The organism is Flavipsychrobacter sp. (genome assembly GCA_041392855.1).
GTDB lineage: Bacteria > Bacteroidota > Bacteroidia > Chitinophagales > Chitinophagaceae > UBA5543.
Map to the genome: position 1 here is coordinate 2,565,024 of JAWKLD010000001.1, position 14,515 is coordinate 2,579,538.

Sequence of the window (14,515 nt, forward strand, 5' to 3'; positions counted from 1 at the left end):
CCAACTATATGCCAGCACTTACTATATACAGTAAACAAAACAGTGCAAGGCTAAGTTATGTACTAGATTGGTTGTTCCGTGACCGTTTGGATATCGACTATGTTATTGTAGACCGAATACCTGTAACAAATGACATTTTCATTTCTTATGGAGCGGTTTGTGATAATGGCATTTCTATACCCGATGCAGATTTACTTTGGTCAACTAATATTGAGCAACAACATATAGAATCTGCTGACTGGAACGGATTGCCCACATTATTTGCTGGAGATCAGCAATACTCTGTTCCTTTCGATATCTTCTCTGCCATATTTTTCCTTTTATCTAGGTATGAAGAATATTATAGCTATACCCCTGATAAACATAATAGATACCCTGCTACAGAAAGCATTCTTTTTAAAAAGGAATTGCTAAACAGACCTATTGTAGATGAATGGGTGAGTGCTTTTAGCAAGCTACTTGTTTCAAATAGTATTGCAGTAAAAGAAAGAACCTTTCAGTTCCTACCTACTTATGATATTGACATAGCATGGTCTTATAAACATAAAGGAGCTGCTAGAACTTTTGGTGCTTTTGCGAAAGAAGTGCTAAAAGGGAATATGAATAATTTGTGGGACAGACTAAAGACATTATTCGGTTCAAAAAAAGACCCCTATGATTCTTTTGAATGGCTGGATAGGTTACATGAGCAATATAAACTAGCACCAATATATTTTATACTCTGTGCTCAAGCAACTAGTGCTTTTGACAAAAATATTGCGCCTACCAATACTGCTATGCAAAATTTGCTTAAGCATTTAGCAAATAGATATTCATTAGGCATACACCCATCTTATTATATTGACAGTAATAAAAACTTATTGTCGGAAGAAAAAGGGCTGCTGGAAAATTTTATAAATAAACCCACTTCTATTTCCCGTCAGCACTACATCAAAAATAAAATGCCTGACACCTACCGACAGTTATTAGCAAACAATATTACAGAAGACTATAGCATGGGCTATGGCACACATTTAGGATTCAGAGCCGGAACAGGCAGCGCTTTCTTATGGTTCGATCTGGAAAAAGGAGAACAACAAAACTTAAGGGTCCATCCTTTCTGCTTTATGGACACCACAGCATATTATGAAGAAAAGTTGACTACTCAGGAATCTTTTACAAGACTTCAAAAAATGAAAGATAAACTCGAGGAAACCAACAGTACTTTGGTTACTGTATTCCACAACTTCTCTTTAGGAACTGATAAAATGTGGAAAGGGTGGAGTGAAGCTTATGAGCGTTTTATTTCTGAATGTAAACTCTAACACCTTCTTTGATCAACAAATAAAGATCGTTTACATCTTTATTTTTTAGTGCTATACAACCATCTGTCCAGCCCACTCCCAGTTCTATCATATCATCACCGCCTTCCCAAATACCATGTATGCCAATATTACCTCCTATTCTGGCATTTTTGGGAATACTACCTTTTTTCTTAAGCTCGTTAAAACGCTCTATGTCTTTTGCTCCGGGATAGCTGATACCTAAAAACTTATTGTACTTACTGGATTTGTGCTTGTTAACTATGGTAAACCAACCCTCTGGAGTGCACCTATCTCCTTCCATACATTTATTGAGTATAGGCTTAGGCCCAAAAACTGCTCTGTAGTTTCTAAGCATTCTGTTTTTGTAGTACACCTGTAGCACGTAACGCGACTTATCAATTATCAGCCACAAAGAATCTGTATCTAAAGTATCTGGGTTTACTCGTACATGAAAACCAATAGTATGTCTTCTTGGTTTAGGCATTATTATTGTCTCCGTCACACGCATATTACCTTGGCTATATTGTACTTCTCTTACAATATGTCCTTTCCCATCATCGTATTCTCTAACCAGCTTCAGGTTTTTAGGCCTATTGAAGTCAGAGTTTTGTGCTTTCACATTTACAGCACAAAAAGTGAAAAATGATAACAGAACTATTAAGCCAGTTATATGTTTTGTGTAATGGTTCATTTATCCAGATACCTATAAGGTAATTTTACTAAACTAGTAAATAATATTGAATCAAAACGTGGTCCATTATGTTGCCGTATAAAATAATTTAGTTTTAGCTTTACAATCTATGCTACTGACTTATACCGAAGAAAATTATTTGAAGGCTATATATGTTATCCAAACAAATAACGATACTCCTGAAGTTTCGGTAAACGAGGTAGCGGAGCGAATGCAAACCCGTCCGGCTACAGTTACTGATATGATAAAAAAATTATCAGAGAAAGAACTGGTGCACTATGAGAAATATAAAAAAGTACACCTTACAGATAGCGGAGAAAAAACAGCACTTTACATTATAAGAAAGCATAGACTTTGGGAAACCTTTCTTAATACTAAACTCCACTTCTCTTGGGACGAGGTTCACGAAGTAGCAGAGCAATTGGAACACATAAGATCTAAAAAACTCATCGAAAAGCTAGACGAGTTTTTAGGATTTCCAGAATATGACCCCCATGGCGACCCTATACCAACTTCAGAAGGTACCCTACCAAAATCCAGAGCGGTAGCCCTTAGCGAATGTGAAATAGGGGGTACTTATAAAATTGTTGCCGTAAAAGATACTTCTACTGCTTTTTTACAACAGTTAGCACTGTATAATATTGCTATAGATACTAAACTCGTTATTACGGAACGTATGCCTTATGATAAAAGCATCACAGTAAAACAGAAGGAGGGTACTCCTTTCCAGTTATCAGAAAAAATTGCAGAAAAGCTATTCGCTGTTTAAGGTATATTACCTCACCACTTTCTTTTTATAAATAGGTACTGTAGAGCAAGGCTCTCCATACATTAATGATTTCACAACCGGTTTCAATAATTGTGTTGCTTCTACATAAGCGGTCTCTGGTATGGCTTTGTCACCACAACCTTTTAGTACAACCCTTTTATCTTCATATTCAGAAACATCTATTGTCGCTACTTTGTTTTTAATGAGGTTAGCAGTTAACGCTTCGGCAGTTCCATAAAAAACAGATGTAGCCACTTCTTCAAGATAGGAAGTAGCCAACATATAAGCCCAAATAGGAATAATTGCATCTACAGAACAGAAAACAGCAACATGTTTATTTTCATAAACCGTCCAGTCAAATTCTTTAAGTGATTGTCTGTAGTCTTTTTCCCTAAGTATCATTTCTCTGAAGAGAAATGGTTTCAGATCAAAGACAGCTATATTTTCTTCATCAGGTATATAACTTGTTAAATCGATCGTCACAATACCACTCTCTGCTACTTTATTTATCAGTTCGCTCATACCATTAATAGTTGTGCTACAAAAATACGACTCATAAGGGTTGAAATAAAAAAAACAGCAGTTATAAACTGCTGTTTTTCTCTATATATCCTTAACTGTTTTTGATATTATAAGTTGTTGGCGTTGTATTCTATATCAGCGCTTTCTTTCAATACATCAGCAAGTCTTGAGCTAACACCATTTTTAAGTTGGTTTTGGATCATTACTTTTTGTCTGTTAACCATATTAGAATCTACAGTGCTTTCTTGTGTAAATCTATCTTTAAGCGTAATATAGAACAACCCGTTTTGTCCCGGAATTGCAGCAGACAATGTTCCTTTATTGAACCCTTTGTTGAATGCATAACCAGATACTTTTGGTTCGAAACCTAGCTCAGGGATAAAAGATGTAGCTGCAGAAAAAGAATCAGCACTTGAAACCTGAGTATTTGCAGTAGCTGCTACTTGCTCAAGAGAGTTCTTCCCGTTAAACTGCTCTATTAATATATCTTTCTTCTTTTTCTTTCTAACAATATCTTCTAGTTCTGGTCTGTTAGATTGAGTCAACATTACTTGACCTTTCTTATTAACAGATTTTAGTTTTGCAACTACATAACGACCTTTAAGAGAAAATACTGAAGATACATCGCCAACTTTAGCACTGTACATCCATCTGATAACTTCTCTTGCAGAACCTAAACCTGAAACAATAAAGTCATTCACCTTAACTTCTTCAGCAACTCTTTTGTTAAGACTATTCTGTGTAGCTTCATCAAAAGCAGCAGCAGTGTTTTTAGTACCTGCAAAATTTGAAGCCTCAGCGTAAACATTATTTTCAGTTTCATCGCTTGCAAAAAGACCTTTAGTTATTGTAGCTAATTTAGCTGCTGGTAAGAAGTTCTTTTGCTTAATTATCTCTATATAGTGATAGCCACTATAAGATCCATTCTGAACTTTTACTTTTTTAGATTGACCAGGTTTTCCGTCTTCGAAGATGAAGTCGCCAAACTCTTTAGAAATATTCGCTTTTTGTTGGAAGTCGAAAGTATATTCTCCATTAGTAGCTTTACTTCCTTCGTCTTCTGATACAGACTGTACTAGATCTTCAAATTTTGCACCGCCTTTTATAGCAGCTATAGCACTATCAATTTTTCTTTCAGCGATGCTATCAGGTAGTATTAAGTTGTTTCCTTGAGCTGTTTTAATTAATATATGTCTACATACAACTGTATCAGGATATGTTTTTCTATCCAATACTTTTGTCAACTTGTATTCACTGTTTTCTAAGTACGGACCAAAAACACCACCTACAGGAAGACTCATAATAGAGTCAGTATATAAAGACATGTAGTCTTTCTTCATTACAAAACCAGCATTGTAAGCAGCATCAGAATTTCTGTTTACAAATGTTTCAGCATCATTTGTATTTCTAAACTCGTCTGCTAATTGTACCAATGGCAATTTTGCAGCAGCAGTATCGGCAGCTGTTGGTAAAACATCAAAAGAAACATATTCTATACTTCTGCTATCAGCTTCAGTTGCATATATTTTTTTATGTTCTTTCATGTACGCTTCCATATCTGCATCAGTTACTTCTACTTTATCATCTGCAACATTTGCATAAGCTACATTTACATAATCAATACTTGCTTTTTGTCCTTGATTTTGAACTTGTCTTTCTACAACAAAATTTGGTACATATAAACTATTAACCAAAAGTGCATTGTATTTCTGCACAATGTTGTTTCTGATAACATATGCTTTAAGAATTTCCCACTGTTGTCTTGCCTTGCCAGTTGGATCATACTGATCTACTTGTTCTTCAAAAGCTCTCACATATTGTGGGTCAAACATATTTGTTTCCGGATTTCTAAATGGCGCGTAGTTTCTTACTGCAGGATCAGGGTTAGCACCATATATTAAATCTTTAGCTTCATCTTTTGTAGTTTGTAAACCTAGTTGCTCGGCTTCTTCCTTAATTAATGTTTCATTGATCAAGTCAGATAGTGCTTGTTGATTAAGTTGTGCACGAGCGTTATCGTCAAGGGTTTTACCTTGAGAACTGTAGCCGTATAATATATCATAGTCACTTGACCTTTGTGAATAGTCTTTATATTCTATTTTATGACCATTAACTTTTGCTACGTTACTATCGTTTCCGAAAATACTTCCAACACGACTACTCAAAGCATCCATTAATATAAATGCTACTAGGGCGAATGCAATTACAAAGCCCGCAAGCTTTGCATATTTGGTTCTGATATTCTGTATTACAGACATATAAGTTTATATTTTGTAAGGACGGCAAATTTATAGGAAAAATTGACATTATGTTCTTTCTGAACACTTAAATATAGAATAACCAGCATAAATCTTCCAATTTTCTACCACATCATTTCATATTTCAATAATTACTAATTAATAAAATTTAGTTATTAATACTTGTGTGTGTATATGTGGGCATTATCGCTGAATAAAATTTTAGCAGTTGTATATAAACAGAAAATTATCGTTGCGTTATCAAATTATTAATAACTGAGTCAGATTTTTTAACAGGGTAATTAGACCAATATCACTCTTTAATTATTCACTCCTTTTGTAATTAACATTTATACTTTATAATGTTAGTATCCCCATTTTTCAATACTTTCGAGTGTGAATATTAGATGTATAATGTGGGTATGAACTATAAGTAATTCTTATGCAACAGTTCAGTCAAATTTATATCCCCATATTAACACACTTAATAGTAATAACCTTTTTTTAAATAAATAAAATACTAGTTATTATATGGATGTGCATATGGAAAACGCCGTCGAAAATTTATCTTCAAAAGGCTTCCTAGATCTCGAAATTGATCCTACCTTAGATTTGTTCGCTGAAATTGAAAAACTAAAAAAGGAAAAGAATGCCATACTACTTGCACACTACTACCAAGAGCCCGATATACAGGACGTGGCAGATTATATCGGAGATAGTTTGGGTCTGGCACAAAAAGCTGCAAGTACCAACGCTGACGTGATAGTCTTTGCTGGTGTGCATTTCATGGCAGAAACTGCCAAGATCCTTAACCCAACAAAGAAAGTTTTGCTACCAGATCTAAATGCTGGATGTTCTTTAAGCGACAGTTGTCCTCCACATTTATTTAAGGCCTTTAAGGAAAAGCATCCCGATCATTTAGTTATTTCTTATATCAATTGCTCGGCTGGTATAAAGGCATTAAGTGATATTATTTGTACTTCATCGAATGCAAAACTTATTGTTGAAAGTCTTCCGGAAGATCAAAAAATAATATTTGCTCCTGATAGGAATTTGGGAGCATATATCAATAAGACAAGTGGGAGAGATATGGTACTGTGGAATGGTGCTTGCATGGTTCACGAAATATTTTCTCTAGAGAAGATCACCAAATTGAAAGAGAAACATAAAGATGCTAAGTTGATAGCTCATCCTGAATGTGAAGAGGCAGTATTAAGAATAGCAGATTTTATAGGATCAACGACACAACTATTAAAGTATAGTCAAGAAGACGATTGCCAAAGTTTTATTGTTGCAACTGAAACAGGAATATTACATCAGATGCAACAGCTATCCCCGGGCAAAACTTTTATACCCGCACCACCAGATAATTCTTGCGCTTGCAACGATTGTCCACATATGAAGCTTAATACTTTAGAAAAATTATATTTAGCTATGAAGTATGAATTGCCAGAAATAAATATGGATGAAGATTTGAGATTGGCAGCAAAAAAGCCAATTGATAAAATGTTGGAGTTAAGTGCAAGCTTTAATCTTTAAATATAATAGTAATAATAATGTAATATATAATACCCCTTTATGGGGTATTTTTTGATTTATTACGTTTTTAACATATCTTAGTTAACTATCTTTTTTCAAATTATAAGAAATGCTTTTCTCTATGAAAAAACTCAACTTTTTCAAATTATTAACGGCGTCAATATTATCATTATCGACGTTATCTGTCTCTGCCCAGAATATGGACCATTTTGAGACAAACTGGTACGCTGATTATGTAGGCGCACGTATTGCAATAACTACACCGCAAAACATAGCAGGTGCTCTTGCTTATGACATAGCTAACGATGGTAGTGGTGGTACAAATGAGTGGGGAGGCGCAGTTACTACAGCAATGAACAATATTGATGTAGTAAAAGCAGTACCATATGAAGCATGTGTACCTCTTACAAATGGTACGCAAGTAAATGGTAAAATTGCTCTTATTCAGCGTGGTAATTGTGAGTTTGGCGCTAAGGCTTTACGTGCACAACAAGCTGGTGCTGTGGCAGTTGTGATTGTAAATAATGTTCCCGGTGGCCCAGTAGGTATGGGAGCTGGTGCTCAAGGTGCAAGTGTAACTATTCCTGTAATAATGATATCCGATGTTGATGGCGCAGCTATTGATGCTGCTTTAGCTAGTGCAACAGTAAAAATGTCATTAAGTAGTTGGGCTAGTGGTGCTAAAAACGATATTGCTATACTAGATGGTGGTATTACTCAATGGCACGCTCAGTCTATTCCGCTTAGCCAAATTAAAACAGGTACAGGTACACCTGGTACATACGAAGGTATTACTGGTGCAGTAATAGGAAACTTTGGTACTAATCCTGCAACAAATATTAAAGTAAAATCTACTGTGACTTTCACGCCTACAGGTGGCTCTGCTACTGTTGTTAAAGTAGATTCAGTATTATATCCTGGTCCATTCAATCCTGGAGATTCTATAATTTCTCCAATGAGTAAAACATCATATAGCCTTGGTAATGTGAGCGGTACTGGTAAGTTCAATGTTAGCTATGAAGTAACAAGTGATAGTACTGATGAATTACCTGGTGACAACTCTACAAGTTATTCTTTTGATGTAACTAATAATAATTTCTCAAAAGGTAGATACAATTATCAAACAGGCTTACCAACTTCAAATATTGGTTTCGCTTTTGCTACTTCTGTAGACTTTATGTGGGGACCATTATACTATATTAATAAGGGTAATTATAGTTTAGATGCCGTTCAGTTTGGATTAAGTAAAACAGGAGGAGGTAGTATGAGTACTCAAGGTACTGTAAACATACTAGTATGGAAATGGGTAGATGGTAGTAACAGTCAAGCATTGGATGGTATTATCGTAAGCGGAGAGTGTACTTTAGTAGGTGCTGGTGGTAAGACATATGGTGGTGCTGATACAAGCGGTCAATTCTTTACCGTTCCAATCGGTGACGCAAACAATGCAAATAACCCTGTAGTATTAGATGATAATTCTTGGTACTGGGTAACTGTAAGTGTGCCTATCAATACATTCTTACTATGTGATGGTGTTGTAAACTACTTCCCTAGAACGTTTGCAAGAGCATATAAATCTGCTGATACTGCAGTAGAATCTTATAGCCCAGTATACAATGGTACTGACGCTACATTTACTTCTTCTGCAACCGAGTTCCCTAATATGTTCCCTTTTGATAGATTCAACAGACCTGTTGATTCTGTAAGGTTCTCTCAGCAAAAGAATGGTTCAGTACCTTCTGTTCCGTTATTCTTATCTCCATTCACTGTAGATGTTAAGAATGTAAACAATCCTAACCCAATTGCTATAGATATCTATCCTAACCCAGTTACAGATATAATGAATGTATCTGTAGAATTGGATAAACAAGCCAATAATCTACATTATTCAGTATTAGATGCTAGTGGTAGAAGAATTCTAGAGCATAACGAAAGCTCTGTTAAGAGTAGTAAATACTCTATTAATACAGAAAGCCTTCCTGCTGGAAACTATTTCTTAACTATTAATGCCGATGACAAGGTTACGGTTAAGAAGTTTAGTGTTATAAAATAGAAAGAGCGTTTGCTAAATATATAGGTCGGGCTTTTTGTCCGACCTTTTTATTTGTATCATTTTTTATTAAGTAGGTATATAGGTGGCTGGTATCTTATTATCTATTCGTAGCTTTGCACGATATGTTTCAAGAATATGATGTAATAGTAGTAGGCGCAGGCCATGCAGGTTGTGAGGCTGCTGCTGCTGCTGCAAATATGGGATCAAAGGTTCTATTGATCACTATGAATATGCAGACTATAGCCCAAATGAGTTGTAATCCGGCAATGGGGGGAATAGCTAAAGGACAGATTGTGAGGGAGATAGATGCTTTAGGGGGTTACAGTGGAATAGTAAGCGATAAGAGCATGATACAGTTCCGCATGCTTAACAAGTCAAAAGGTCCTGGTATGTGGAGCCCCAGAACTCAGAACGACCGCATGGTATTTGCCACACTATGGAGGGAAATGCTTGAAAACACTCCTAACCTGGACTTTTGGCAGGATATGGTGAAAGAACTTATTGTTTCACGTGGAACAGTGAAAGGGGTTAAGACTGGTATGGGGCAAGAAATCTATGCTAAAAGTGTAGTATTAACCAACGGAACCTTTTTGAACGGAGTAATACATGTAGGCGAGAAACAATTTGGTGGTGGTAGAATGGGAGAAAAGGGTGCCACTGGGTTAACAGAGCAACTTGTATCACTTGGTTTTGAAAGCGATAGACTAAAGACTGGCACTCCGCCAAGAATAGACGGGCGTAGTTTAGACTATTCTAGAATGGAAGTACAGGAGGGAGATAAAGAAATTGTAGGTTTTTCTTATCAAAAGACAGATATTATAGCTCCCGAACAACAGCGTTGTTGTTGGATTAGCTATACTAGTCCTGAAGTACATGACCTTTTAAAAGAAGGTTTTGGCCAGTCTCCTATGTATAAAGGCCGTATAAAAGGTAGCGGCCCAAGATACTGCCCTAGTATTGAGGATAAAATAAGCAGATTTGCAGACAGAGATAGACACCAACTATTTGTTGAGCCTGAAGGGTGGAATACTCACGAGATATATGTAAACGGTTTTAGTACCTCCTTGCCTGAAGAAGTTCAGTTCAATGCACTTAGGAAAGTACCGGGATTTGAGAACTGTAAGTTTTTCAGGCCAGGTTATGCTATTGAGTACGATTATTTCCCACCTACACAGCTTAGTTTTACCCTTGAGACTAAGCTTATTAAGGGTCTTTTCTTTGCAGGGCAAATAAATGGTACTACTGGATATGAAGAAGCTGCCTGCCAAGGACTTATGGCTGGTATAAACGCTCATAACCATGTGAAAGATAAAGAACCCGTTATTCTTAAGAGAAGTGATGCTTATATTGGCGTACTTATAGACGACCTTATTAATAAAGGTACAGATGAACCATATCGTATGTTTACAAGTAGGGCTGAGTTTAGGACATTGCTTAGACAAGATAATGCTGACATGAGACTTACCCCTTTAGGGCATAGTTTGGGTATAGCTAGCGACGAAAGAAAGAACGATCTTGATAGGAAGATACAGAACGTTGAAAGAATAAAGGATGTTTTAGCACAGTTCCACGTGGAACCTTCTACTATAAATAGCTATTTGTCTAGCATAGCATCGGCAGAGCTAAAAGAAAAAACAAAAGCAGGTAAGATATTATTAAGGCCAGGAGTTAGTTTAGCTAATCTTTGTGAAGCAATATCAGGGCTTAAAGATGCTTTCGGAGATGTAACAGCATTAGAGTTGGAGCAGGCGGAGATACAATTAAAGTATGAAACCTATATAGAAAAGGAGAAAGAGATGGTGCTAAAAATGAATTCATTGGAGGATTTGATAATTCCACAAGGATTTGATTACCATAAACTTACGGCCTTGTCTATGGAAGCAAGACAGAAGTTGACCAATATAAAACCAGGTACATTGGGACAGGCTAGTAGAATAAGTGGTGTGAACCCAAGTGATATCCAAATTCTAATGGTTTTTATGGGTAGATAGAATGGGAGCAAAAGAATCTATACTACATTATTGCTATTACCAGGAACGATGCCACAAGGAGGTTAGGAACAAGCTCTACGAAATGGGCTGTAAAACAGATGAGGTTGAAGAACTAATATCTGAAATGATACAGGCAGATGTGTTAAATGAAGAACGTTATGCAAAAGCTATAGCTGGTGGCAAGTTTAGAATGAATAAATGGGGCAAAAAAAAGATACTCTACTTACTACAGCAGAATCAAATATCAGAATATTGTATCAAGAAGGCGCTCAAGGAAATAGATGATCATGAGTACTATACTACCATCCTAAACCTGATAGAGAAGAAACTACCGGATTACAAAAGTAGAAGTGAGTATATTACGAAGAATAAATTGATTAAGTATCTGCTAGGGAAAGGTTTTGAGTACAATTTGATACAGCAGGCTATTAACGAAACATTAAACTAGTTGATGAAACTTTGTATCAATTTATGCGTTATTTTTACTAAAACGACTAATTATGGTAAGGCAGGTAACAGCAGGAGTTAGCGTATCAGTAGAAACGTTTTATCAGGAAGAGCAGTCAAACCCTGTACAGTTTGAATATTTATTCGCATATAGGATAACTATTGAAAACCAAACCAGCACGCCGATACAACTAAAGACCAGACATTGGCATATTGTAGAAAGTAGCGGGATAAGAAGAGAAGTGAAAGGAGAAGGAGTTGTTGGTGAACAGCCTATAATAGAGCCGGGAGCATATTACCAGTATATATCGGCAGCAAGCCTGAGGGCTGATATTGGTAAAATGTATGGTACTTATTTGATGGAAGACCTATATACAAAAAAAGAATTCTCAGTTGATATTCCTGAGTTTAAGTTGATTCCTCCTTTTAAGATGAATTAGTTATTACTTAAACACCTCATTCTTAGCCGTCCACCAAGGGTGTATCTCGTAGCTCAGCCATTTAGCAGCGACCATAGGGTCAGTATTTAATAGCCCTTCTACTTCTTCTTGTTTATCACAGTTGAAAATAAAGATACCTCTCCAGTCACCATCATCACCAAATGGTCCTGCTACAATAATTTTTCCCTCATCTGCCAGCCTGTCTATATTGGCAAGGTGTTTTCTTTGTAGTTCATTCACTATTGCTGTGTCTATATTTTCATCTCTATTCTCTCCTTTTTTAAGCATTACAAAATAGTATTGCTTCATAGTGTACTCCCCATCTTTAAACTCATTAGCAGCTAAAGCCTCTTGATTGTTCCTCGTACTGTCAGAACTCTCTGAATTACAACTTAATATAGTTATTGATAATAGAAATATAAAATATCTCATAATTAGTGTTATTAAAAAGTGTTTTAATCTATAATGCTGGGTTTATTTACCTACCTTTGCGCGAATTTTATACAAATGTAGGCACTTCTTGCAAGGGCTTAAACTAAAGAGATTATTTTGAAAAATATTAGAAACATTGCCATTATTGCACACGTTGACCATGGCAAAACAACACTGGTTGATAAAATACTACACACAACAAAAGTGTTTAGAGACAACCAAGAGACTGGTGAGTTGATAATGGATAGTAATGACCTTGAGCGTGAGCGTGGAATTACTATTTTTAGTAAGAACGCCTCTGTAACTTATAAGGACATTAAGATAAACGTGATCGATACTCCTGGTCACGCCGATTTTGGAGGTGAGGTAGAGCGTGTTTTAAAAATGGCTGATGGTGTAATACTATTAGTGGATGCTTTCGAAGGCCCAATGCCTCAAACAAGATTTGTATTGCAAAAAGCATTACAACTAAACCTACACCCAATAGTTGTTATCAATAAGGTTGATAAGGAAAACTGTCGTCCCGAAGAAGTACACGATGCAGTTTTTGAATTATTCTTCCAGCTAGATGCTACTGAAGAGCAACTTGACTTTACAACACTTTATGGTTCTTCAAAACAAGGTTGGTTTAATACAAGCCTTGAGCCTACAGAAGATATTATCCCATTAATGGATACTATTTTAGAAAAAGTACCTGAGCCACAAATAGCAGAAGGAAATTTACAATTACAAATTACATCACTGGACTATTCTAGTTTCTTAGGTAGAATAGCTATAGGTAAAGTAACAAGAGGAGAAATAGTTGAAGGTAAGCAAGTGAGTCTATGTAAGGTAGATGGTTCTATTGTAAAAAGTAGAGTGAAAGAGCTATATGTGTTTGAAGGAATGGGCAAAAAACGTGTAGATAAAGTAGTTGCCGGTGATCTTTGTGCTGTTGTAGGTATCGAAGGCTTTACTATAGGTGAAACTATTGCAGATGCTGAAAATCCTGAGGCATTAGAAATAGTACCTATTGATGAGCCAACAATGAACATGCAGTTCAGCATTAACAATTCTCCTTTCTTCGGTAAAGAAGGCAAGTTTGTTACTAGCCGACACATAAGGGATAGGCTAACAAAAGAATTGGAGAAGAACCTAGCATTAAAAGTTGTTGATACAGATGATGCTGATAAATTCTTGGTATATGGTCGTGGTATCATGCACTTAAGTGTATTGGTAGAAACTATGCGTCGTGAAGGCTATGAGCTGACCGTGGGACAACCTCAGGTTATTACCAAAGAAATTGATGGTGTAAAATGTGAACCATATGAAACACTTGTAGTAGATGTTCCTGCAGAATATAGTGGAAAGGTGATAGACCTAGTTACGCAAAGAAAAGGTGAGATGTTGATCATGGAAACAAAAGGTGAAATGCAACACCTTGAGTTTGAAATACCTGCTCGTGGTATGATAGGTCTACGTTCTCAAATGTTAACAGGTACGGCTGGAGAGGCTGTAATGGCGCACCGTTTCAATGATTACAAGCCTTGGAAAGGACCTATCCCTGGACGTAATAATGGCGTATTGATCTCTAAATTTACAGGTACGGTAACACCTTATTCTTTAGATAAGCTTCAAGACAGAGGAAATTTCTTTGTAGACCCTACTGAAGAAGTATATGGAGGAATGATAGTGGCAGAAAACATCAAACCTGGAGATTTGAATGTGAATGTAGTAGAAAACAAGAAGTTAACTAACCACCGTGCAAGCGGTAGTGATGATGCCAATAAAATAGCTCCTAAAATAGAAATGAGTTTGGAAGAATGTATGGAGTATATTCAACAAGATGAGTGTATCGAGGTTACTCCTCAAAACATTCGTTTGAGAAAAATAATGTTGAATGAAGAAGATAGAAAGAAGTATCAGAAAATGCTATCGTCTCAAGCGTAATAAAAAAAGAATAATATATAATAAAAGGGCAAGTGTCATTGATACTTGCCCTTTTTTATTAACCTAAAGTGATAATATTTTCTCTAATGGCAATTAATGATAATAAGTAAGCGAAATGTTAAAATAATCTGATTTTCTTTTATAATTTAGAAGACCCGCCT

12 protein-coding genes are annotated in these 14,515 nt (G+C 36.1%); 8 read left to right on the forward strand and 4 right to left on the reverse strand.

Annotated features, from left to right (window positions below):
- Positions 1-8 precede the first annotated feature (8 nt).
- Positions 9-1,304, forward strand: a complete 1,296-nt coding sequence (locus R2800_11875) for a polysaccharide deacetylase family protein (GenBank protein ID MEZ5017745.1) — start codon at positions 9-11, stop codon at positions 1,302-1,304.
- Here the strand turns inward: R2800_11875 and R2800_11880 are convergent.
- A complete protein-coding gene (locus R2800_11880) occupies positions 1,282-1,923 on the reverse strand; it encodes a L,D-transpeptidase (GenBank protein MEZ5017746.1) in 642 nt (213 codons plus the stop codon). The genes R2800_11875 and R2800_11880 overlap by 23 nt on opposite strands.
- A 181-nt stretch (positions 1,924-2,104) precedes the next feature.
- Here R2800_11880 and R2800_11885 point away from each other — a divergent pair, with 181 nt between their 5' ends.
- Complete coding sequence (locus R2800_11885) at positions 2,105-2,764, forward strand: metal-dependent transcriptional regulator (GenBank protein ID MEZ5017747.1); 660 nt, start codon at positions 2,105-2,107, stop codon at positions 2,762-2,764.
- 6 nt (positions 2,765-2,770) lie between these two features.
- On the opposite strand, the gene R2800_11890 is transcribed toward R2800_11885, so the two are convergent.
- Positions 2,771-3,286, reverse strand: coding sequence for a DUF2480 family protein (locus R2800_11890; protein ID MEZ5017748.1), 516 nt, complete (start codon positions 3,284-3,286; stop codon positions 2,771-2,773).
- Between the two features lie 107 nt (positions 3,287-3,393).
- On the reverse strand, positions 3,394-5,544 hold the full coding sequence (locus R2800_11895) for a peptidylprolyl isomerase (GenBank protein ID MEZ5017749.1): 2,151 nt from the start codon (positions 5,542-5,544) through the stop codon (positions 3,394-3,396).
- A 522-nt stretch (positions 5,545-6,066) separates the two neighbouring features.
- On the opposite strand from R2800_11895, the gene nadA reads away from it, so the two are divergent.
- The 5 genes from nadA to apaG all read left to right on the forward strand — a co-directional run bounded on the left by nadA (position 6,067) and on the right by apaG (position 11,993).
- On the forward strand, positions 6,067-7,062 hold the full coding sequence (gene nadA / locus R2800_11900) for a quinolinate synthase NadA (GenBank protein ID MEZ5017750.1): 996 nt from the start codon (positions 6,067-6,069) through the stop codon (positions 7,060-7,062).
- Between the two features lie 121 nt (positions 7,063-7,183).
- Positions 7,184-9,115 (forward strand): PA domain-containing protein, encoded by a 1,932-nt coding sequence (locus R2800_11905; protein ID MEZ5017751.1) that lies wholly within the window; start codon positions 7,184-7,186, stop codon positions 9,113-9,115.
- A 122-nt stretch (positions 9,116-9,237) separates the two neighbouring features.
- A complete protein-coding gene (mnmG, locus tag R2800_11910; GenBank protein ID MEZ5017752.1) occupies positions 9,238-11,106 on the forward strand; it encodes a tRNA uridine-5-carboxymethylaminomethyl(34) synthesis enzyme MnmG in 1,869 nt (622 codons plus the stop codon).
- Positions 11,107-11,188: 82 nt separating this feature from the next.
- Positions 11,189-11,554 (forward strand): regulatory protein RecX, encoded by a 366-nt coding sequence (locus R2800_11915; protein MEZ5017753.1) that lies wholly within the window; start codon positions 11,189-11,191, stop codon positions 11,552-11,554.
- Positions 11,555-11,606: 52 nt separating this feature from the next.
- Entirely contained in the window at positions 11,607-11,993 is a 387-nt protein-coding gene (apaG, locus tag R2800_11920) for a Co2+/Mg2+ efflux protein ApaG (GenBank protein ID MEZ5017754.1), read from the forward strand.
- 3 nt (positions 11,994-11,996) lie between these two features.
- Here apaG and R2800_11925 read toward each other — a convergent pair whose 3' ends face one another.
- The gene (locus R2800_11925; GenBank protein ID MEZ5017755.1) at positions 11,997-12,425 is read right to left on the reverse strand and encodes a YciI family protein; all 429 of its coding nucleotides are present in this window, start codon (positions 12,423-12,425) and stop codon (positions 11,997-11,999) included.
- Positions 12,426-12,542: 117 nt separating this feature from the next.
- Here R2800_11925 and typA point away from each other — a divergent pair, with 117 nt between their 5' ends.
- Positions 12,543-14,354 carry a translational GTPase TypA gene (typA, locus tag R2800_11930; GenBank protein ID MEZ5017756.1) on the forward strand — a complete coding sequence of 604 codons (1,812 nt, stop codon included), beginning with the start codon at positions 12,543-12,545 and terminating at the stop codon, positions 14,352-14,354.
- Positions 14,355-14,515: the final 161 nt, after the last annotated feature.

Coding starts and splice junctions, on each gene's coding strand:
- R2800_11875 (MEZ5017745.1), top strand. CDS start 9: ATGCCAGCACTTACTATATACAGTAAACAAAACAGTGCAAGGCTAAGT.
- R2800_11885 (MEZ5017747.1), top strand. CDS start 2,105: ATGCTACTGACTTATACCGAAGAAAATTATTTGAAGGCTATATATGTT.
- R2800_11890 (MEZ5017748.1), bottom strand. CDS start 3,286: ATGAGCGAACTGATAAATAAAGTAGCAGAGAGTGGTATTGTGACGATC.
- R2800_11895 (MEZ5017749.1), bottom strand. CDS start 5,544: ATGTCTGTAATACAGAATATCAGAACCAAATATGCAAAGCTTGCGGGC.
- nadA (MEZ5017750.1), top strand. CDS start 6,067: ATGGAAAACGCCGTCGAAAATTTATCTTCAAAAGGCTTCCTAGATCTC.
- R2800_11905 (MEZ5017751.1), top strand. CDS start 7,184: ATGAAAAAACTCAACTTTTTCAAATTATTAACGGCGTCAATATTATCA.
- mnmG (MEZ5017752.1), top strand. CDS start 9,238: ATGTTTCAAGAATATGATGTAATAGTAGTAGGCGCAGGCCATGCAGGT.
- R2800_11915 (MEZ5017753.1), top strand. CDS start 11,189: ATGGGCTGTAAAACAGATGAGGTTGAAGAACTAATATCTGAAATGATA.
- apaG (MEZ5017754.1), top strand. CDS start 11,607: ATGGTAAGGCAGGTAACAGCAGGAGTTAGCGTATCAGTAGAAACGTTT.
- R2800_11925 (MEZ5017755.1), bottom strand. CDS start 12,425: ATGAGATATTTTATATTTCTATTATCAATAACTATATTAAGTTGTAAT.